Source organism: Pelosinus fermentans JBW45, assembly GCF_000271665.2.
In the GTDB taxonomy this organism is placed as follows: domain Bacteria; phylum Bacillota; class Negativicutes; order DSM-13327; family DSM-13327; genus Pelosinus; species Pelosinus baikalensis.
The window spans coordinates 4,929,850-4,951,816 of the sequence record NZ_CP010978.1 but is presented as its reverse complement, the minus strand read 5'-3'; the positions used below and the strand labels follow the sequence as shown (position 1 = coordinate 4,951,816).

Here is a 21,967-nt window from a genome sequence, read left to right as displayed (position 1 = left end):
GAGGGTGCCTTATGCGTAAAGTACTAATAGGCGAAGCGAATACCTTTATATTGGTTGCTGGACTGCTCTTTATTCTAATGCTGGTTTTTGCTATGCCTACCAAACCTCGTATGTGGCTTTATCCTCTAGTACGTCAAGCGGTACAGATAAAGGTTAATTATGAAGCAAGGGATATGGCAACTTACGAAACTGCGCATTTTAGGATCAAATACGCTCCAGTAGATGCTGACACAGTAAGTATGATAGGACAGGCTGCTGAGGCTGCATATCAGCCAGTAGTTGAAACGCTGCAGTATGCGCCTTCTGGTAAAACATTAATTCTTATTCATTCGAATAAGAACCAGCTGCGTCAGGCTTTTGGCTGGTCTGGTAATGAAAGTGCCATGGGAGTGTACTGGGGTGGAACCATTCAACTGCTATCACCTCACGTATGGTTAAATGATGGCGAGTCCGTGGAAGAATTTATTCATTCAGGTCCGATGGTGCATGAGTATACTCATTTGGTGTTTGATCATATAACCAATGGGAATTATCCTCGCTGGTTTACAGAAGGTCTGGCCCAGTATGTGGAGTATCGTGCAAATCATTATGAATGGATTACTGCTGATAATGTATTGGATGATAGGATGTACACCATGAGAGAGCTGGAGGACAGCTTTGATGAACTGTCCAATCAGTCCCTGGCATATCGTCAATCACTAGCTGCTGTACGTTATATGGCCGAGGTGTATGGAGAGGATACGCTGCAAGACGTTGTTAAGAGTTTAAAAGCTGGTGATAGCTTAGAGAAGGCTATCCGTAAAAATGTAGGCATGGATTATGCTACCTTTGAAAATTCGTGGAAGCAGTGGGCTGAAGTTCATATGAATAAAAAAACAGAAAAATAGCAAGCGATAAGAATTAAGATATCGCTTGCTATTTTTCTAGTTTTAGTATAGTTGTAAGGCGAATTTCTATTCTTCGTCTTCGTCATCTTCGCTTCTGGCAATGCGAATTTGCTCTAATAATTCGATGACCTGCTTGTTTTGAATAATGAGGATTTCCTGATTTTTTATGATGGTAGCTAACGGTATTGAAATTTGATGGATTTCCTCTAGTAGCATTTTAATCATCTTTTCAGGACTAGCCAATCTGATTCCCCCTACTGTTTTAGTCAAATCTTCTTTATATTATCCTATGTTAAAGAAGAGAAAAAGTGACTGTAGATTGTACTTACTTGTCCTTAAATGCTACAATAGCCATAATAATATTTTGAAGGGAGAATACTTGATTTTATGAAAATTTTCCATGCATGTGATATTCGGGGAATTGCAGGTATTGAATTGACAGAGGAGATCGCATACAAAATCGGCTTGGCAGTGGGCGTTAAATTAGCTGGCAAAAAAGTAATAGTAGGCGGTGATGTTCGTTTATCCACGCCAACTTTAAAAGATATTCTAATCAAAGCGCTGGTGGGATCAGGTTGCGAAGTCATTGATATTGGGACGGTAGCCACTCCTGTTTTTTATTATGCGCAAAAAGTGATGCAGGCAATGGGAGGGGTTATGGTTACTGCTTCTCATAATCCTGCTCCTTACAATGGCTTTAAACTGGTATTTGGTGATCAGCCTGTAACAGAAGAAGATATCTTAGAAATAAAACAAATGGTGGAAGATGATGTGAGTGTCGCAGGTAAAGGCACAGTGATCGCATTGCCCATCGTGGATGAGTATATAGCATCTACTGCACTTTTAGCTCAGAAAAGTAAATTGCGAGTGGTCGTTGATGCTGGTAATGGAGCTACCTCTCAGATTGCACCACAATTATTTAAGCAATTAGGTTATGATGTAATCGAATTGTATTGTCAGCCCGATGGCAATTTCCCAAATCGTTCTCCTAATCCAGCCTTGGCTGAAAATTTGCAGGGACTTGGAGAAAAGGTTCGAGAAAGTCGTGCAAACCTAGGTGTAGCCTTTGATGGTGATGGAGATCGAGTCGCTTTTGTTGATGAAGACGGACGTGCCGTTGATAATGATGATATCATTGTCCTGATCGCTCAATATTATCTTGAGAAACAGCCAGGAACGATTATTTATGATGCAAAATGTTCTATGGTTGCACCAGAGGAAATTACCAAGGCTGGTGGCAGACCTGTCATGGCAAGAGCCGGGCATACCTTTAGTAAAGCTGCTTTTATACAAGAGAAGGCGTTATTTGCCGGGGAAATCAGTGGACACTTCTTCTTTCGTGAACTGGGCTATGATGATGGTATGTTTGCTGGATTAAAGGTATGTGAATTTGTTGCTGCTCATGGTTCCCTGGCGAAACTTGTGGATGAAATTCCTAATTATATTCTTACCCCTGATATCCGGATTACGTATAAGGGAACGGATAAAGAAGCAGTTTTAGATGCTGTAGCCGAAAAATTAGCGGCGTATAAACCGAACCGTATTGATGGTGTACGAATTGAATTTCAAGATGGTTGGGGGATGATTCGCGCCTCTGTTACAGAGCCGTTATTTACTTTGCGTTTCGAATCCAAGTCAGCAAAGCGCTTGCGGGAGATTATTGACACATTGTTATGCGCCTTGCCTGAAAATATAAAAACGGCGGTAATGAATGCATTACCACCGCAATATAAAGAAGACTTGATTCAGGTGGAGTTTTAACTCCATCTGAATCTTAGTCGCACTTATCTAGGGACTTAGTTGCTCTAGAGCTTCCACTTATATAAGTGAGCCTTGGGTCCGAAGACCCTTAGAGCGAACTTAGTTCGAGTTCTACAGACTGTTATCCTGACCAGAGGGAAGGGTATTACAGGCTGTTAACGAGATAGAAGATGGGAGTCTTAGAGCAACTTGGTCATCGGATAAGTAGTTACTGATTAAATTTTATAAAAAAGGTAGTGCCATGAGAGCAAGTATCAATTTCAATGATTGCTTTGTGTCTGGCTACAATTCGATAGCAGACGGCTAATCCTAAGCCGGTCCCTTTTTCTTTAGTGGTTAAGAAGGGGGTTCCTAACTTTTCGATCAATTCTGGCGGGATGCCGGTGCCCTCATCCTGGACGGCTAGTATGACCTGACCTTTTTCCATAAAGGATTTTATAGTGATATTTCGATGGGGCGGCATAGCATCTAATGCATTATACACTAGATTTAAGAGAAGCTGACGGATTTCCTTAGAGTCAAGAGGCAAATCCGGTATGGGGTTTAAGTCTAGATGAAGAGATTTATTGGATATGATCGCATTGGACTGTAGTAAAGGAGCAATGGTCTTAATAATCGTATTCAGATTTTGAATTTCTAATTTGACTTGCTTATTCTTGGCCAAAGATAAAAAATCACTAATAATAGAATTAGCACGATCTAATTCTTCCATCATAAGTTGAAAATAATTTTTAAAGTTATGACATTCTTCCTTATAACTAAGAAACTGTAAAAAACCTCGGACGCTCGTCATCGGGTTTCGTACTTCATGACCAATTGTGGCAGCCATCTCTCCCACTAGATTTAGCTGATCAAGGCGGGTAAGCTCTTGTCGCAGATGCTTGAGTTCCGTAATATCTCTGACAATAACCAAGACACTGTTTTTATCATAGGTCATGATACGTGCCTCCATTGAGCAGATCGTATCATTAATGGGCAGCTGGTACTCAATACTCTCCATTTTTCCACTTTTGTTGGCTCGTTTAATTTCAGACATAAATTGCTGAGCTTGTTTGGATGGGAGCACTTCTGTTAAATGTTTGCCGATACGGCTGTTGTGAGGCTTATATAATAAATCGGGATTGGTTACATGATAATCTAAATAAACTCCTTCATTTGTGAGATAAAATAAGAAATCGGGCAGAGAGGATAACAGTTTGTGATTACGAAATTCACTGGCTCGTAATTCTAATTCCGTTTTTTTTAATTCATCAATATTACGTAAGGTGCACAAAACCGATACAACAGAACCATCTGGACAAAATTCAGGAACAAGACGAGCATGATAGTAAAAGTGATATTTCTTACTAATGGTAAATTCTGCTTCAAATTTTACTTGTTGTTTAGTTGTAAAGATGGTCTCAACCTGTGTTTTCCACAATTTATAGTATTTTCTGGGCAGCTTTAATTCAGAGACAGTTTTTCCTAGACAGGATGCTAATGGTATTCCCATTACTTTAAGAGCAACTTTGTTTGCATATAAAAATCGCAAATCTTTATCAAAACGAATAATCGCATCAGGGGAATTTTCTACTAAGGATTTAAATTCCCCTTCCCATAGACAAGTATGTGGTTTTGGGGGAAGGGCAGAACTACGCTGTGGCTCATCCATACTACGATGAGGGCAGGAGGGAGTTGGTGCAGCGTTCCATTTTGCAAGCTGCTGGCGTAATGAAATCAATTCCTCAATCAGCTGTTTTTTAGCTTTACGTTGATCATTCATTATATAGAATTCCTCTTTATATAGAATTAAAGGTTAAATCATAAGAACTTTTCTGATATAATACTATATAGTTTTTAATGAAAATTTACAAGTAGTGTCATAGAAATATTCAAAGTTATACATAGAGTATAACTAAAGGAGAAGATATGCAAGTTCATGTTTTAGCGAGTGGCAGTACGGGAAATGCCATTTTTTTAGATTTTAAACATACTAAAATATTGGTGGATGCAGGGATCAGCACAAGGCGTATTAAACAAAGCTTAGCTGCATTAGGTACGGATATCGAAGAGTTGGATGGGGTATTTATTACTCATGAGCATAGAGATCATATTAGCGGCTTGCCGACTATGACTAAAAAGTACAATTTGCCTGTATATGCCAGCCCTTATACTTGGCGGGCGATGTACTGCCGTGATGTTATACCTGATCTTTGCTGCCAGAATTTATCGGAAAAAGTTACTATTGGACAAGTCCGAGTGGAGCCATTTAGTATTTCTCATGATGCAGCAGATCCAGTTGGCTTTCGTTTTTATCATGGAAGCAGTAAATGTAGTGTGGTTACTGATATTGGTTTTGTTACCGATGCAGTGAAAGATGCGATTGCATTAAGTGATGTATTAGTTTTAGAATGTAATCATGATTTAGACATGTTGGAAAATGGGGCGTATCCGTGGCATTTAAAGCGGCGCATTAAGAGCAATCGCGGGCATTTGTCCAATGTGGATGCTGCGTGGACGTTGGCTCGGTTAAAAAGGAAGCCGACAATGCAAGTTTTTTTAGCTCATATGAGTAAGGAAAATAATAATCCTGAATTGGCAAAAAGTACCGTAAGTGCTATATTAGAAGAGCAGGGCTTAAAGCTTGGCTCAGAAATTGAATTACACGTTACCTATCCTGATCGTACAGTGAGTAGTAACTTCTAAGGGGGCAGGATGATGAATAGAAAAATTGGACAGATATTTTTAATTGCAGTGGTCGGAGCACTGATTGGCGGTAGCTTAGTATTAGGTTATGGCGGCAGGTTTTTATCGAAATCCACACCGCAAAATATGACCCCGATACAAAGTTTACTACAGGAACCTGCAGCGCAAGCGCAAGTGTCTGAAGCACGCAATACGCCTTTAGTGAGAGCCGCACAGACTGTTGGTCCAGCAGTTGTGGGGATTACGAATAAAGCCTATGCTCGAAACTCTTTTAATCGTAAAGAACTTGTAGAGCAAGGTGTAGGTTCAGGAGTCATTTTTGATGGGAATGGCTATATTGCCACCAATAATCATGTTGTAGAAAATGCTCAGGAAATTACAGTATCCCTAGCAGATGGACGGGTGCTCGCTGGGCGAGTATTAGGAGCTGATCCTGCTACTGACCTGGCCGTCGTAAAAGTAGATGCCACTGGTTTACCCACAGCTGTTCTTGGGGATTCAGACGGTTTATTGGTTGGTGAACCGGCGCTTGCCATTGGTAATCCCCTTGGTTTGGAGTTTAAGGGGAGTGTGACTGCTGGGGTTATTAGTGCGCTGAATCGCTCTATTGAGATTGGAGAACGAAAATTTAAACTGATTCAAACGGATGCTGCTATTAATCCGGGAAATTCGGGTGGAGCATTGGTAAATGCTGATGGTGTAGTCGTTGGGATTAACAGTGCAAAAATAGCAGTTGCAGGTGTAGAAGGTATCGGTTTTTCGATTCCGATTAATACTGCCAGACCTATTTTACAATCTCTTATTGAAAAAGGACGTGTAGTAAGAGCTTATCTAGGCGTAGGCATACTTGATCGCAATACAGCTGCGACCTATGGATATGAGCTTACCATTGATAAAGGAGTCTATTTGCTGCAAATAGCAAAAGGAGGACCAGCAGATAAGGCTGGTCTTAGAGAAGGTGATGTTATCTTAAAGATAGGAGACACTGAAGTGAATAGTGTAGCTGACCTAAGAGGAGCGGTTGATGAGCAGGCAGTTGGCAATACTGTTAGTGTTACGATTCTTCGTAAAGGCAATCAGCAAACTGTGAACGTACTTTTAGAAGAAATGCCGACTCCGCAGTAAATGAAAATTACAATTATTGCTGTTGGTAAAATTAAAGAAAAATATCTAACCATGGGCATTGCCGAATTCGTCAAGCGTCTCACGCCTTATTGCCGCTTGTCTATCATCGAAGTTGACGAAGAACGTATGCCGGAGAACCCTTCAGATGCTGAAAAAGCAAAAGTACTGCTTAAAGAAGGGGAGCGTATGCTAAAGCATGTGAAAGACAATACTCACCTTATTGTCCTTGACGTCATTGGTAAGCAAGCATCATCAGAAGAACTTGCAGAGAAGATAAGTGATTTAGGCGTTTCTGGAAAAAGTGATGTTACCTTCATCATCGGAGGTGCCTTTGGTCTTTCTCCCGATTTATTAAAAGCTGCAAAAGAAAGATTATCTTTCTCTAAAATGACATTCACTCACCAAATGATACGGTTGCTGTTAGTAGAACAGATCTATCGGGCATTTAAGATTAATCGGGGAGAAAACTACCATCATTGAGGTGTATCGGGTCAAACAGCGAATTTAAAATAGTAAGAAATAGCAGGCTGCATGCTGAAATGGCATAGCCTGCTATTCGTTTATATTTCTGATGACTATTTAATGCGAAAGTTAGCACTATGCTATTAAGGTAAACCCTTTGTTCCTTGGTGTGATTCTTTTTATAATGGTGTTCAGTAAAGACTATCAGAGGGGACGTTCTTTTTGTTTCTACCTTAAAACAATGATAGAATAAAACAAAAACAGGAGAAATAATATGGTAAGATGTGCAAGAAAAAAGAGCATCAGCATTTTTAAGGTGTGAGTGAGCGGGAAGCAAAATGAGCGTCCCTTTGCTCCTACATTGTCGAAGGGGGTACACCGAGGGATATCTTTCAATCCCCGAAAGAAGAACGTACCCGCAGTTTTGCGCGCGTTTTACCACAGGTGGAATACAATATCTGAACCGCTGCAACATTGTGGTGCAGGGGAAAATGCCAACCAAGTAACGTTATGGTTATTTGTATTGGCATTTTTTATTTGCTAGAAAAGAAGTATTATAAGTGCGATGGGTACAACAAAAAGTCTCCGAAATGCTAGGAGACTTTTTCTATTAGAGCTGATAATAAAATTTAAAGTTGATTGGTTTTTATTTATCAGGGGTGTTGCGGTTTATCTTAGAATAAGCCTCATTTATGGCAATAGGAAGGCAAGGTAATATATAAAATATTTCATCTGTGAACAAAGGATATATCTTTTTGACAGATAGAATATTAATGATATATAATTCTAAATAAAAATGAATATGTTCTTCTAGAAATAAATACGAAATGGGAGAAAATATTACTTCTAATTTTCACACATAGTTGTAAAGAAGATATTGCAATGTCGCGTCACATTGGTTTAAATTCTGTAGGCACTTCAATTTGTTTATTTGCTATTGACGCTATAATAAGAAATATTAAAAGATATATAATGAAGGAGAAAATGCAATTATGGTCAAATATCAAGAAATTGCCAAAGATTTGCGGCATAGAATATTAAATAAACTATATTTGCCAGGGGAACAGCTTCCTCAGGAAAAGGAAATGTGCCGAACTTATAATGTTAGCCGTATTACAATAAAAAAAGCGGTAGATGAAGTCGTTAATGCAGGACTTGTAATCAAACGGCGAGGCGCAGGTACTTTTGTAAAGGCGGTAAATGATGATGCGGTGAAGGAACTTAGCATGGTACAACAGTTTACTGGTTTTACAGAATCGAATACAGGAAAAAGTATTTCTTCGGAGATTATTAGGTTTGAAATAGTTCATCCTTCGGCTGAAGTTGCGGATAAATTGCAAATTGATAAAGATGGTTTTGTATATGATATTATTCGTGCTCGTTATGCGGATAAAGAGCCGTTTGTTGTAGAATATACTCAGATGCCATTGGATATCATCCCGGGCCTAAAACGGGATGTTCTATTGGATTCTATTTATCACTATATTCAAAGTGGATTAAAATTAAAGATTCAGTCTGCGCATCGTGCAATACGAGCAATGTGGCCAAATGAGGTAGAACAAAACTATTTAAAAGTAGATACCAGTTTTCCAATGCTAGAAGTAGAGCAGGTTGCTTATTTAGATGATGGTCGTGCCTTTGAACATTCTATTTCACGACATCGTAGTGATAAGATTATTTTTAAAACTTTGAGTATCAGAGCTTAATTCATAATATACAGAGACTAGAACGACAATCTATGCGTTTGTACATGATTATCAAAAGGATCTTGGGCTATCAGTTTTTCTCAGTATGATCTTGATCTATCAAAGAAAGTCCTAATAAAAAAACAGTCATTGAGTGTCTATATTTCCTCAATGACTGTTTTTTTATGTAATTCATATAAAAAGTAGCGTATTTTACAGTAGCTAATTTAATGGTATAAATATCATCGTGTTAGTACAGTAGTGCAATTCAATAGTTTATATTTGGGAATCAAATTTGGAATTAGAAGGCGAAGATAAGATTCGAGAAGAAAGCTGTATGATCAGGATGCTTCGCGGCATAGTCAGAGTCAATTGCCTTACCGAAGAAGAAATAGTTCTGCAACTGGATGTTCTTCGTGAAGTGGTACCAGACGTTGGCCTCCATGCCCTTGCTGCCTGGTTTTTCGCTGCCGTTGACAACGTTGGACATAATCAGGGCATCAGAGCCGAGGTAACGATAGCCGATGGATGAACCCCAGCGCTTGTCGCTTCCCCATGGGCTGCCGTTGTAGACGAGCTTGAGATCATAGGCCTTGTTCTGATAGTCCTGGTTACCGTGAGAATAGAAGCCCACGAGATCAAGATTGTCGGCCAGCTTCTGACGGGCGTTGAGAGCGACAATGCCCAGTCTGCCGTCATCATAGGCATTCGGGGACTTCAGGCTGTAGTAGCCAAGGCCGGCGGAAGTCTTAGGTGTAAAAGTATGCTCAGCAGAAAAACCATAGACACTAAGCGTATTGTCATCTTTCGTGCTTCCGTCATTGTAGAAATCATAGCGATTGCCATGACGGATGAAGCCGTCCGACCAAGGAGAGGACAGATCAGCATTCTTTTCATAAACTTTACCGGTATAGGCGCGAAGCGTAGTTTTACCAACATTGTAATCAACTCCAACACCTTTAGTGCGGGCATTGCCAACAACACCTTCCTGCAGGCTAGGGGTGAAGAGACCAATCGTGGCGTTGAGGCCTTTACCGACCGGGCCCTGGGCATAGAGTTGGTAAATCATGGCATTGACATCTTTATCAGAGGTGCCATAAAGATCAGAGAAGGATTCTTCTCCATTCCAGCCCTTAGTGTTGCTTCCCCATTTCCAGTCAAGGCCGCCGTGGAATTTCCAGCCATCGCCGACATCGCCATCGACGTTCAGAAACAGTTCTTTTTCCCACCAGGTATTGCCGCCTGTAATGCCTTTCATGGCCTTGTTGGCGAAGACGCCGCTCAATTTTACGTTGTCGGTCTTCTTTTCAACGTTCTGCATGCGGACGCCGAGAGAATTCAACTCATCGGAGAATTCGTTAGACAGGCGCTGGATCAGAACCTTGTCCTCTTCGCTGGCCTTTTCAGAATGCGTGCGGGCGCTGGCAATCATCTGCGCCATTTCATAGCGGGTGATCGCGCGGTCGCCGCGGAACGTGCCATCGCCATAGCCTGTGACAATACCGTCATTGGTCAGTTTGGTGACAGCGGCTACCGCCCAGTTATCCTTCGATACATCAGAGTATAACTGATCAGCAGATGCAGCAGAGGCTGCACTTGTGCTGATGATGAGTGTGGATAAGACCGATAGAACAACTTTCTTTTTGTTTTTCATAGTTCTTCCTCTCTCCCCTTATTTTTTAAGTAAAACTTAAAAAAATAAAGCTTTACTTAAATGCAATAATACAATAAAGGAATTACATTGTCAATTGAAGGATATAACTTTTAATTACCGAAAAATATGCTGTATTAATAACAAAAGATATTATCATATTAAAATATTATTTTGAAAACTTGCATAATTATATTGTTATAAAGAGTATTCCATATTAAATGCACCTTAATAAAAGACATAACATTTTCTTGACAAAGGATATGCTTAATTTTATAATTGAAAAATGAAAGCAAAAAGCATTAGGAATTATTTAGTAAAAAAGAAAAATGAGAGGAGATGTTTATGAAAGAACAGTTTCTTAAGACAGCAATCGTATGTGCGCTCATTGGCGGTGCTATACCGATATCAGCTTTTGCGGCAGGGAGCAGTGAGGATTCGATAGTTAACAATCCAAACAATAAGGTGTACATAGAAAGAACGGCTTATGCCGACAATGTTAAGGCGAAAAAGGAGGCGGTGACGAAAGATGAGCTTGCAAAATTAGCACCTACGTTTGCCAGATTGGCAGATCCATACGCTACTCCGGAAACTTGTGACTTCGCTGCAGGTTGTGTCTGAAGCAGCAAAGACTTGTGGGAAGATTCCAGCACTTACAGAGGTAGGCGTACGTCAGGGAGGCAGTCTGGCTGTGTCTGGAAATAAGGACAAAAGGTGGTTCAGTGATGTTTCAGCACTTGTCAGAAAACATCATTTTCCATATTTTATGACATGGGCTAATTTTGAAAAGATGCCGAATAATTTCTTTGCGCCATATATGGTAAGTGATACTCGCGGGCATGAGATGATTAACGATTTTATTGATTTTTATAATGAGTCAAGCTCTATTTTTGCAGATGGCATTAAGTATAAAGACATGCCTCAACCGGAAGTTATAAATAAATAAACGATTTTCTGTTCACTTTCTTACAAGATAAGATAGTATGTTCTGCGATATCTTATTTTGCAAGAAAAAATATACTGAAAATTAAAAAAATACAAAGGAGTTTGATTACAATGAAAAAAACAGTATTGAAAAAAAATTATGCCAATGGTATTATCGACAACTTTTCTGGTAGGTAGCTTTATGGCGACGAGTGTATCAGCGGCAGAATTACCATCATGGGATTTTTCTAAAGATGCTGGTGGCTGGGCTTCTGGCGGTGTATGGAATTATGATGGTGCGCCGACTATATCGTATGATGAAAAAATTGGTGACGGTTCGATAAAGCTGGATGTTGATTTTCATAAGAAAATTAAGGAAAGCTGGAGTGAAGTGAAGCTCCACAATAGTGCCAGCGATAGTTCTCCGCTTGTGTTGGATGGCTGCGATATGTTGACTTTTGATTTCTATTTTAATCCTAACAATATGACAAATGGTCCTTTTAAAGCTAAAATTTATATGAAATCGGATGCAAATGTAGAAGTGGTTAATGTATGTCCGGATATCAATGTTCTGGCAGCTAGTCCAGTTGAAGGAACAAATCTTAAAAAAGTGAAGGTTAGTGTGCCATTTCAAGCTGTAACAGCGAATGTTGTTTACTTTGATTTTAGTGTTGTAAGTAGCTATACAAACTATAAGGGTGAAATATATGTAGATAATATTGCGTTGGGAAAAAGAGGCTAATTACATCGCATTGAAATAGAGGAGACAGATCATATGAATGAAAAGATGCTTAGAAAAATTTTGCCATTGACGTTATCAGCAGGTTTTTTCTGAGTGGGTTTCCGGGGGCGTATATACCAGCGAAACTGCAAGGTGTTTGTAGTATATGAGCAGTGCGTTGGCAGCTGGAGCACAAACATGGGATTGTAAGGCGGGTAGGATAGAGGTAAGAACTTAGTCAATTATATTTCAAATGAAAAGGAGAACTATACTATGAAAAGAAAAAGTTTTGTTTCCTTTATTATGTTGGTCTTATGTTTTTTTTCAATAATGACTTTAAAATCGGTTGCTTTAGCTAGTGATCGTAATGAGCAAAATAGTAATTTTGTGACTCGCCAAGGCGACAAACTTATGTTAAATGGTAAAGAATTTAGATTTTCCGGTTCGAACAATTATTATTTTCATTATCGTTCTAATAAAATGATTGATGATGTAATGGATAACGCTAGTAAAATGGGATTAAAAGTGATGAGATGTTGGGGCTTTATTGATGGTAATGGGGAAGGTAAAACAATAGAACCCAAAATAGAGATGCAACCTAACATGGGAGAATACGCTGAGAGTGGCTTTGAAAGATTAGACTATGCTATCAAAAAAGCTAGTGAAAAAGGTATAAAATTAGTTATAGTGTTAGTAAATAACTGGGATGACTTTGGTGGTATGAACGCCTATGTTAACTGGACAAAAGATCCAAATAGACATGATGGCTTTTATACTAATGAAACAATTAAAAGTGCTTATAAAGCATACGTAAATCACATGTTGAATAGAGTGAATACATATACTGGTGTAAAGTATATGGATGATCCTACTATTATGACATGGGAATTAACGAATGAAGCACGTTGTGAATCTGATCCGTCAGGGAAAACACTTTTTAATTGGACAAAAGAGATGAGTGAATATGTTAAATCTGTTGATAATAAGCATCTTGTAGCATTAGGTGAAGAAGGATTTATAAAAGATCCTAAAAGTACTATCTTAGAATACAATGGTTCAAAAGGTCTTGACTGGAGCCAAGTTATTGCATTGCCGACTATTGACTATGGTACTGTACATTTGTACCCCGATTATTGGGGTGATCCTTGGAAAGATGGTGTGAAATCAGGTTCTGCTTGGTTAAAAGCTCACGCTGATTTAGCGAAAGCTGCTAACAAACCTGTTGTTTTTGAAGAATATGGAGTATTAAAAACAAGTGTTACAAATCGTGACTATGCATACGAAACTTGGAATAATTTAGCATATGAACTTGGCTATAGTGGAAGTATGTTTTGGCTTTTAACAGGTATTGATGATTTAAAACCTGATGCTGAAGGACTTTATCCAGATAACGATAGTCTTAGAATTGTATATAATAAGAAAGAAAATGCATCGACTGTTAAAATTTTCGAAGAAAATGCAAAATTAATGAATGGTGAAAAGGTAACGAGAACTCCACATATTTATATTACTTCACCAAGCAAAAATGAGAGAACAAAAGATATTGCTTATGTAGAAGTTAAAGTTATACCATATGGTAAAGAAATAAGAAAAGTATTGCTCTCAACACCTAAAAAGAAAAACATTATCATGAAGGAAGACGACGGTCTCTATACTTATAATCTGGATGTGTCAAAAGAAAAGAATGGTAAAATGCCTGTTTCGGCTGTAGTCCAATTTAAAGATGGAACCTCAGCAACTACGTCAGATATAGTAGATATTAGAAATAAAGAAGGAAAATTGGTTAGTGCAAAAGTATTTGATTTCAGCAATGGACTAGATGGATGGAATCAAAATGGCATATATCAATCGGAAATTAAAGATGTAACATATAATAAAGAAGTTGGAAATGGCTCCTTACAATTAGACGTTAAATTTCCAGGAGCTTCTGATTGGGAAGAACTTAGAATAGCTCTTAAATCTTTTGATTTAACCCAATATGAAGGCTGTAAGTATGATGTTTATATTCCGAAAGCGGGTCTACCAGCTCATGCCCAATTAAAGCCTTATGCGGTTGTTGCACCAGGCTGGGTAAAATGTGGTGTAGATCAAAATAATGCTTATATAGGCCAATTACCTACTGTTACGTTCAATGGAAAAGAATACGTAAAATTACAAGTTATTAACACTTTCAATGGACAATCTAAAGATAAGAGTGAACTTGATATTAATCTTGTTGCTAATATGTTTAAATATGAAGGTCCAATCTACTTTGATAATATCGAATTGCTTAAGGAAGTAGAATAGTTAATATATTAACAGTCAATAACAAATAATTATTCTTTAATATTATTAAAAATTTCTAAAATGTAAAAAAAGCAATTTATAAACACGAAAAAGTAACCTATAATTCAGGGCAGCTCCTATTTATGGTGTGATTTCTGTAAATGGGAGTTGTTTTTATGGGGGAGAAAAAATCGAGAAATACAAAAACAGGCTCAATTCGTTTAAGATTCCTTTTAGCACAGGAATTTTCGATCGGTATACGCAGGGATTGCTACAGCATTATTTTTTAATAAAATAGTTAGTAAACAAAAATCAAATCTATCAGTAGAGGTAATGGTAGATTATAAAAATAGTATAGTATTTAGGCTATCTATGAGCTGAGTTTGGTGCCATTTTGAAAATTTTTGATTAATTGAAGACACTGAAATTGCTCAAACTTCTGGTAGTGAAGATTTGTCGAGAAAGATCAAATTGCGTTAAATATGTCGATAAAAGACGTTTCTTTATAAAATAAAAGACATGTCTTTTATTGACAAGGGGAGCATCTAGACGTATAATCTTTATAGGAAGAAAAAATAACAAAATGAACTAGTAGAAATCAGAAATCGAAAATAAGGAGGCAAGAAGGTGAATATTTATTTAGTTTGTAACGCAGGAATGTCAACATCTATCTTAGTTAAAAAAATGCGAGATGCAGCGATAATTCAAAATATCAATGTGAATATTGAAGCTTTTTCAGTGGAAATATTGGATGAGAAAGTAGAATCAGCTGATGTGGTTTTATTAGGCCCACAGATTCGGCATATGTTAGCAGATGTGAAAAAAATGGTAGGTGATCAATGTCCGGTAGATGTTATTGATATGCGCGATTATGGCATGATCAATGGGGAAAAAGTACTAAGTAAAGCACTAAAATTAGTTGGATAGGAGGAGAAAATTAAATGGGTAACGCTGTTTCAAAGCTTGAAAAAATAATGATGCCAATTGCTGGGGTGATTTCTAGTAATAAATATTTATTGGCGATGAGAGATTCATTTTCAATTATCTTACCGTTTATGATTGTTGGTTCAATTTTTGGGATTATGAGTTGGGTTGTTCTCGATCCACAAGGTACTATTATGGGGGCGAATGGTTTAAATGTAGGCCCGACTATCACGGGTTTGAACAGTGAAGCGTATTTGGCTTCTAACTTTGTTACGAAGCTGAAAAATTTGCAGACTTTATGTGGATTGGTTACGACAATTGGTTTTGATGTATTTTCGCTCTTTTTAGTGTTATCTTTTTCCTATCGTTTAGGTGGTATTTGGGGTGGCGAAAAATTTATGACCGCACTTACCAGTGTTGCGGCATTTTTAATTGTTACACCACAAAAAATCGGTGATGCGGGTGGTTTTAGTACTACTTATTTTGGCAATAAAGGTGTATTGACAGCTATTCTCGTTGCGACAGTAGCTTCATGGATTTTTGTCAAATTATCAAAAAATAAAAAGCTTAAAATAGCAATGCCAGAGAGTGTTCCCCCGGCTGTGGCGCAGTCTTTTGCAGCACTTATCCCGGTTGGTATAACTTTAGGTCTTTTTGCTACTTTTTCAGCAATTTTGATTTGGTTTGGGATACCAGCTCTTAATAATTTAATTTATTTGGCAATTCAAGCGCCTCTTTTGGGCTTTTCACAAGGTCTTGGATTTTCGCTCTTATATCAGTTTTTAGTTTGGTTTTTCTGGTGGTTTGGTATCCATGGACACAATGTTACAGCAGCAATTCAAAATTCAGTTTATATGCCAGCTCAGCTTGCCAATCAAGCAGGTGATGCTTCCTATATTTTCAGTAACGGATTTTTTGAAGCTGGTTTAATGCATATCATGGGTTTGGTCATTGCTATTTTTTTATTTTCAAAGAAAGACAGCTGGCGGGCTGTTGCCAAAATTGGTGCACCAGCCATGCTATTCAATATTCAGGAACCGCTCGCATTTGGCCTGCCAATTGTACTCAATCCAATTCTGTTGATTCCGTACATTTTGGCGCCATTGGCTAATACTGTAATCGGTTGGTTGGTTATTTCAGCTGGGCTAGTTCCGATTTTTCGTTTTGTAGTTCCGTGGACTATGCCGATGTTTTTTGGCGGTATGATCGGTACAGGTTCTCTGGCTGGGGGGCTCTTACAATTGGTATGGCTTGTAGTAGATGTCTTAATTTATGCACCATTTGTTATAGCCTCAAACAAGATTCAAGACAGTGGCGAAGAGGAATAAATGACTGCGCATACATAGAAGTAAAAAAATTAGCATTATAGCCCGTATTACGGGTGGGGAGCATTTCAACCTGAGTACGTTTATTTATGAATTTGGAGGAAAACTTGATGGATGAAAAAATAGTAGAACAGTCCATGCAATTGATTTTATACGCTGGTGCAGGACGTTCAATGGTCGTAGAAGCAGTACAGAATTTATTGGAAGACGATGATGTTGTAAAAGCGAGAGAAGCTATTGCTGTGGCTGGAAAAGAAATAGGTAAAGCACATGAGATTCAAACGGAACTTATGGCAGCCGAATGTGATGGAAAATCGGTAGAAAAATCAATTCTCTTAATTCATGCACAAGATCATTTTATGAGTGCTTTGACTGTCCGGGATATGGGGTTACTTATGACAAAAATGTATGAAAAATTGAAGAAATAAAGAGTATATTTATAATATAGATTGCTAAAGGACTGGATGTTATGCGTGAAGATATGATTTATAATCCGAATTATTATCAACTGCGTAGTTATATGATTCAAACAATGGAAAAGATTATTGTTGGAAATCAAAAATCGAAGCCGCATGGTGTTTTGTTTTTTGGTGATTCGATTATAGAATGGTATGATATTGAAAACTATTACCCAGAAATAAGAATAAAATATAATTCGGGAATTTGCGGTGCAACCTCTGAATCCTTACGCTGGATTTGTGATGAAGCTGTGATCAAGTATAAACCGCAGGTTATAGTGTTGATGGTGGGAACGAATGATTTGGGTAATACAAATATGCGAAGTCCCAGAGAGATTGTCCAGAATGTGCAAATTTTGCTTGATTTAATACAAGGAAATTTGCCCAATGCCCATATTTTGTTATTAGAGACACTACCCTGTGATGAAAAATTTCAGGGCAGCTTTGTGGGAAAAAAGATGCGATCTAACGAAATGATTGCTTTATTAAATGAAGAATATAAAAATATGACACAGATTTTTCCCAACTTAGTTCTGGTTCCGACTTTTGAATTTTTTTTTGATAAACAAAAAAATTCAATCATTCCTAAATATACAACGGATGGATTACATTTGAGTGAAACTGGATATGTCAGATTAACACAAATCATTAAGCCCAGTTTAATCACATTCATATAACCGATTGTAATTTAAACTAGATAAGCTACATCGTCCTGTATCAAATATCCATTAGGTAAAAGAAATAGAGGTGGCAGTATTGAGTATAAAATATAAATTCCCAGAAAATTTTTGGTGGGGGGCAGCGACCTCAGGTCCACAGACAGAAGGCCGTTTCAATAAAAAACATGCAAATGTTTTTGATCATTGGTTTGATATTGAAAAAGAGGCATTTTTTAATGGCATTGGACCGAATGTTGCGTCCAATTTTTACAACAGTTATAAAGAAGATATAAAATTAATGGCAGATATCGGACTGGATTCATTGCGGACATCTATTCAATGGACACGGTTGATTAAAGATTTTGAAACTGCCGAAGTTGATGAAGAAGCTGTTGTTTTTTACAATCGTGTAATTGATGAACTTATTAAAAATAAGATTATACCTGTAATCAATTTACAGCATTTTGATTTGCCAGTCGAATTATATGATAAATATGGTGGCTGGGAATCAAAACATGTGATTGCGTTATTTGTCTTATTTGCTGAAAAGTGCTTTGAACTTTTTGGCGATAGAGTAAAAAATTGGATTACGTTTAATGAGCCGATGGTCATTGTGGAAGGTCAATATTTGTATCAATTTCACTATCCAAATCTTGTGGATGGAAAAAAAGCCGTCCAAGTTTTATACAATTTGAATTTAGCTTCGGCCAAAGTCATTGCTGCATTTAAACAGTCAAAATGCGCGAAGCAAGGCGGTGAAATTGGTGTTGTATTGAATTTAACACCTGCTTATCCCCGTTCACAAGCTGATGAAGATGTCAAAGCGGCGGCGTTTGTTGAAGATTTTTTCAATAAGTCCTTTCTGGATCCGGCGGTAAAAGGTGAATTTACACCGTCGTTAGTTCAAACATTACAAGCAGATGGTGTATTGTGGGAATCTACGCCGGAAGAGTTGATGATTATCAAAAACAATACAATTGATTTTTTAGGCGTTAATTATTACCAGCCGCGTCGGGCTAAAAGTAAAGAGGTTGCTTGGGATATAGAAAAGAGCTGGATGCCTAACAAATATTTTGATGATTATGAGATGCCGGGACGCCGAATGAATCCTTATCGCGGTTGGGAAATATATCCTCAAGCGCTGTATGATATTGCAATCAATATTCGTGATTATTATAATAATATTCGTTGGTATGTGTCGGAAAATGGCATGGGCGTTGAGGGGGAAGAAAATTATCGCAACGCAGACGGTTTAATCGAAGATATATATCGCATTGATTTTTATGAAGAACACTTAACCTATTTGCATAAAGCAATTCAGGAAGGATCAAATTGCTTCGGCTTTCATGCATGGACACCAATTGACTGCTGGTCATGGTCGAATGCTTACAAAAATCGTTATGGCTATATAGCAGTTGACTTAGCAACTCAAATCAAAACAATAAAAAAATCGGGCTATTGGATTAAAAATGTAGCAAAGAATAACGGATTTTCATAAAATAATAGGAAGCAAGGGTGTCCCTAGATGTATTTTATTAGCGATGTTTGATCAATTATCGCTAGAAAATGCATGTGGGACATCCTTGTTTTTTATATTCTATAAGATATGCTTTTTATAAGATAAAGTCAGTTCTAATTTTAAGTTAGGATAAAAAGTGATATAATAAGAATATCTATGAACAAAGGAGAAAGTCCGATGATAAAATATCAAGAGATTGCTTGGGATATAAGAAAAAACATTTTAGCAGGAAAATATTTGTCGGGAGAACAATTGCCCCTTGAAAAAGAGATGTGTAAACAGTATGGTGTAAGTCGTATTACAATCAAAAAAGCAGTGGATGAACTGGTGAAGTTAGGCTTTGTTATTAAACGGCGTGGATCAGGTACCTTTGTTAAGTCGATTGATGATGAAGAGGCAAAAGATCTCAGTGTGGCTAGACAATTTACAGGATTTACTGAAACCAATAAAGGCAAAGAAATTCGAACTGAAATTGTTAAGTTTGATATTGTACATCCTGATAATGAAATTGCTGCAAAATTGCAAATTGCTACGGATGATTTTGTATATGATATTATTCGAGTTCGTTTTGCCGATGAGATACCAATTGTTATCGAATATACCAAAATGCCGATTAATTTGATTCCTGGGATCAAACATGATGTTTTGCTAAAATCCATTTATTTTTATATTCAGTGTCAATTGAAGCTCAAAATTCAATCGGCACATCGTTCGATTCGAGCAATTTTGCCTAATGAACTTGAGCAACAGCATCTAAAAGTTGCAGGGACATTTCCTTTATTAGAAGTAGAACAGATTGCTTTTTTAGATGATGGACGGGCTTTTGAATATTCAATCTCGCATCATCGCAGTGATCAAATTGTTTTTAAGACAGTGAGTATCCGACAGTAAAATTTACGACGGTGAATGCTTTAAGGAGTATAGTATTTTTATTATAATACAGTAAATATGAAAGAAAATACATAATGTAGTAAAAGGAGTAATGGAATCATGTTATATCCATTAAAACTCACGGCACCACTCAAAGATTATATTTGGGGAGGTACTGCTTTAAAAACAAAATACAATAAGAAATCAAATCTTGAAAAAGTCGCGGAAAGCTGGGAACTTTCTTGTCATAAAGATGGACAGAGTCTGATTGCAAATGGTGTAGCTTCCGGTATGACATTAGCCAGCTATATTGAGCAGCAAGGTAAAAAAATTTTAGGAAGTAATGCGGATCGGTTTACTTATTTCCCACTTCTTATTAAATTAATTGATGCGAAAGATAATTTATCAGTGCAAGTGCACCCAGAAAATGAATATGCACTTCACGTTGAAGGTGAATATGGCAAGACTGAAATGTGGTATATTGTTGATTGCGAACCAGGTGCTGAGCTTTTATATGGTTTCAAAAATGAAATATCAAAAGCAGAGTTTCAGCAACGTATTGAGGATAATACGTTATTAGAAGTGTGCAATAATGTACCTGTTAAGAAAGGTGATGTATTTTTTATTGATGCTGGTACTTTACATGCAATCGGGAAAGGTATTTTAGTTGCTGAAATACAACAAAATTCGAATACAACCTATCGCATCTATGATTATGGACGTCTGGGTAATGGGGGAAAACCACGTGATTTACATGTGCAAAAAGCACTTGATGTAACTAATTTGAGCCGTCCAACAAAACCGACAACCCCTGAAGCCGAAATGCATTTTTTTGCTGATTATGATATGAAACTATTAGCTCATTGTGAATATTTTACGGTCTATCATTTTGACCTTATCAAAAAATGCAATTTAAAAACTGATATGAATACGTTTCATTCCATCCTCGTATTGGAAGGTGGCTTGACACTTTGTTATGAAGAAGGAAAAATGGTCTTGAATAAAGGGGAAAGTGTATTTATTCCTGCTGGGCTAGGTGAATATAGTTTACAGGGTAAGGGCGAATTTATTTTAAGTATGGTGTGAAACTTAATCGTACGTACAATTAAGTTTTGAGTAATAGAGTGTTGCTACATGCATTGTAGTATTAAAGACTTGTTATATTAGTAATACTATCAGCCGTATACCGATTTGGTACACGGCTGTCTATCTTATGGTATAAAGAAACCACCACCGGTCGTTGGTGGCTATGAGTCGGTTAATAATAGAACCTTCTCATTGAAAATAAACTATATTAGCAGCTGGGTTATAGCAGTAATTACAAAGTATATTTTAGTACTCTGCTGCTAACGGGTGGCGGAGACCCCAACACCGCAGCTAATAATAAAGAACATTTATTATTAGCTTATGAAGCAGGAAAAGCAATTTAGCCGACCTGCAATAGTACGTTTCGCGAAGTAACCGACCAACTGGGCTGGGATCACACTCCAAATTTGGGCCTGTAGGTCTGCTTCCTAATAGAACTTCTTGGAACCAAGTAGAGCATTTTCTCCAGGGCTTTGTCACTGGGGAAAATGCTCTTAGTGTTGAAACATGGAACAGACAGGGACTCGATTTTCCTTAGCGAACCGAATCCTGATCTACCTTTATAGTAAATTCGCCGTTAGACCTGATACGGGGAACCATACCATTTATAACGGCGAAAATAGCCTGGACCCTTTTATAATAAGGGATCAGGCTATCTTTTTCTGCTGAAGTGGACAGGAGTTCGTCTTATACACAAGGGGGTTGTCGGATTTAGTTAGATAGTTAAATAATATGGTATAGTTCAGGAAGTAATATTATGAGTCGAAGAACCGTCACCTGACTCTGTATCTAGGGAATAAAATAGTGATAATATAATTGTTTTTAGTAGAAGTGGTAAGACAAAGAAACGTCATCTGACTCATCGGGGGTGCCGCAGGGTGTCATAGGGGTGGCGTGGCATTTTGAGGGGTGTCAAACTTTCAAATTATCCGTGTATTAGTATCATCTTTTTATCACGGT

General features: G+C 37.7%; 20 protein-coding genes. 17 read left to right on the top strand and 3 right to left on the bottom strand.

Translation table 11 applies throughout. The annotated features are described in order from the left end of the window. The first annotated feature begins 11 nt into the window (after window positions 1-11). Window positions 12-887, top strand: a complete 876-nt coding sequence (locus tag JBW_RS21880; RefSeq protein WP_007960037.1) for a peptidase MA family metallohydrolase — start codon at window positions 12-14, stop codon at window positions 885-887. A 66-nt stretch (window positions 888-953) separates the two neighbouring features. Here JBW_RS21880 and JBW_RS25500 read toward each other — a convergent pair whose 3' ends face one another. Next, window positions 954-1,130: a hypothetical protein gene (locus tag JBW_RS25500; protein ID WP_007960038.1), complete on the bottom strand. Its 177-nt coding sequence runs from the start codon at window positions 1,128-1,130 to the stop codon at window positions 954-956. A gap of 144 nt (window positions 1,131-1,274) precedes the next feature. Between JBW_RS25500 and JBW_RS21875 the strand changes: the two genes are divergently transcribed. Continuing rightward, window positions 1,275-2,648, top strand: coding sequence for a phosphomannomutase/phosphoglucomutase (locus tag JBW_RS21875; protein WP_007960039.1), 1,374 nt, complete (start codon window positions 1,275-1,277; stop codon window positions 2,646-2,648). 208 nt (window positions 2,649-2,856) lie between these two features. On the opposite strand, the gene JBW_RS21870 is transcribed toward JBW_RS21875, so the two are convergent. Then, window positions 2,857-4,410, bottom strand: coding sequence for a PAS domain-containing protein (locus JBW_RS21870; protein WP_007960040.1), 1,554 nt, complete (start codon window positions 4,408-4,410; stop codon window positions 2,857-2,859). A 146-nt stretch (window positions 4,411-4,556) separates the two neighbouring features. Between JBW_RS21870 and JBW_RS21865 the strand changes: the two genes are divergently transcribed. The 4 genes from JBW_RS21865 to JBW_RS21850 all read left to right on the top strand — a co-directional run bounded on the left by JBW_RS21865 (window position 4,557) and on the right by JBW_RS21850 (window position 8,626). Continuing rightward, entirely contained in the window at window positions 4,557-5,333 is a 777-nt protein-coding gene (locus tag JBW_RS21865) for an MBL fold metallo-hydrolase (RefSeq protein WP_007960041.1), read from the top strand. A 12-nt stretch (window positions 5,334-5,345) separates the two neighbouring features. Continuing rightward, window positions 5,346-6,458 (top strand): S1C family serine protease, encoded by a 1,113-nt coding sequence (locus JBW_RS21860; protein ID WP_007960042.1) that lies wholly within the window; start codon window positions 5,346-5,348, stop codon window positions 6,456-6,458. After that, the gene (rlmH, locus tag JBW_RS21855) at window positions 6,459-6,938 is read left to right on the top strand and encodes a 23S rRNA (pseudouridine(1915)-N(3))-methyltransferase RlmH (RefSeq protein WP_007960043.1); all 480 of its coding nucleotides are present in this window, start codon (window positions 6,459-6,461) and stop codon (window positions 6,936-6,938) included. A gap of 974 nt (window positions 6,939-7,912) precedes the next feature. After that, window positions 7,913-8,626, top strand: coding sequence for a GntR family transcriptional regulator (locus JBW_RS21850; protein WP_007960044.1), 714 nt, complete (start codon window positions 7,913-7,915; stop codon window positions 8,624-8,626). 280 nt (window positions 8,627-8,906) lie between these two features. Here the strand turns inward: JBW_RS21850 and JBW_RS21845 are convergent, their stop codons facing one another. Then, window positions 8,907-10,259, bottom strand: coding sequence for an S-layer homology domain-containing protein (locus JBW_RS21845; RefSeq protein ID WP_007960045.1), 1,353 nt, complete (start codon window positions 10,257-10,259; stop codon window positions 8,907-8,909). A gap of 342 nt (window positions 10,260-10,601) precedes the next feature. Here JBW_RS21845 and JBW_RS21840 point away from each other — a divergent pair, with 342 nt between their 5' ends. The 11 genes from JBW_RS21840 (at window position 10,602) to JBW_RS21790 (ending at window position 21,007) form a co-directional block, all read left to right on the top strand. Continuing rightward, the gene (locus tag JBW_RS21840; protein WP_007960047.1) at window positions 10,602-10,877 is read left to right on the top strand and encodes a hypothetical protein; all 276 of its coding nucleotides are present in this window, start codon (window positions 10,602-10,604) and stop codon (window positions 10,875-10,877) included. A gap of 70 nt (window positions 10,878-10,947) precedes the next feature. Beyond that, entirely contained in the window at window positions 10,948-11,202 is a 255-nt protein-coding gene (locus JBW_RS21835; protein ID WP_158453476.1) for a hypothetical protein, read from the top strand. 138 nt (window positions 11,203-11,340) lie between these two features. Then, on the top strand, window positions 11,341-11,922 hold the full coding sequence (locus tag JBW_RS21830) for a hypothetical protein (protein ID WP_082076247.1): 582 nt from the start codon (window positions 11,341-11,343) through the stop codon (window positions 11,920-11,922). Between the two features lie 252 nt (window positions 11,923-12,174). Beyond that, entirely contained in the window at window positions 12,175-14,187 is a 2,013-nt protein-coding gene (locus JBW_RS21825; protein ID WP_007960051.1) for a cellulase family glycosylhydrolase, read from the top strand. A gap of 606 nt (window positions 14,188-14,793) precedes the next feature. Further along, the gene (locus JBW_RS21820) at window positions 14,794-15,093 is read left to right on the top strand and encodes a PTS sugar transporter subunit IIB (RefSeq protein ID WP_007960052.1); all 300 of its coding nucleotides are present in this window, start codon (window positions 14,794-14,796) and stop codon (window positions 15,091-15,093) included. Window positions 15,094-15,107: 14 nt separating this feature from the next. Further along, entirely contained in the window at window positions 15,108-16,418 is a 1,311-nt protein-coding gene (locus JBW_RS21815; RefSeq protein ID WP_007960054.1) for a PTS sugar transporter subunit IIC, read from the top strand. 107 nt (window positions 16,419-16,525) lie between these two features. Continuing rightward, window positions 16,526-16,843: a PTS lactose/cellobiose transporter subunit IIA gene (locus tag JBW_RS21810; RefSeq protein ID WP_007960056.1), complete on the top strand. Its 318-nt coding sequence runs from the start codon at window positions 16,526-16,528 to the stop codon at window positions 16,841-16,843. Window positions 16,844-16,884: 41 nt separating this feature from the next. Continuing rightward, window positions 16,885-17,550: an SGNH/GDSL hydrolase family protein gene (locus JBW_RS21805; RefSeq protein WP_007960058.1), complete on the top strand. Its 666-nt coding sequence runs from the start codon at window positions 16,885-16,887 to the stop codon at window positions 17,548-17,550. 70 nt (window positions 17,551-17,620) lie between these two features. After that, a complete protein-coding gene (locus JBW_RS21800; RefSeq protein ID WP_268747869.1) occupies window positions 17,621-19,030 on the top strand; it encodes a glycoside hydrolase family 1 protein in 1,410 nt (469 codons plus the stop codon). 198 nt (window positions 19,031-19,228) lie between these two features. Beyond that, window positions 19,229-19,942, top strand: coding sequence for a GntR family transcriptional regulator (locus tag JBW_RS21795; RefSeq protein WP_007960062.1), 714 nt, complete (start codon window positions 19,229-19,231; stop codon window positions 19,940-19,942). A 99-nt stretch (window positions 19,943-20,041) separates the two neighbouring features. Beyond that, a complete protein-coding gene (locus JBW_RS21790) occupies window positions 20,042-21,007 on the top strand; it encodes a type I phosphomannose isomerase catalytic subunit (RefSeq protein ID WP_007960064.1) in 966 nt (321 codons plus the stop codon). The last annotated feature ends 960 nt before the right edge of the window (window positions 21,008-21,967 follow it).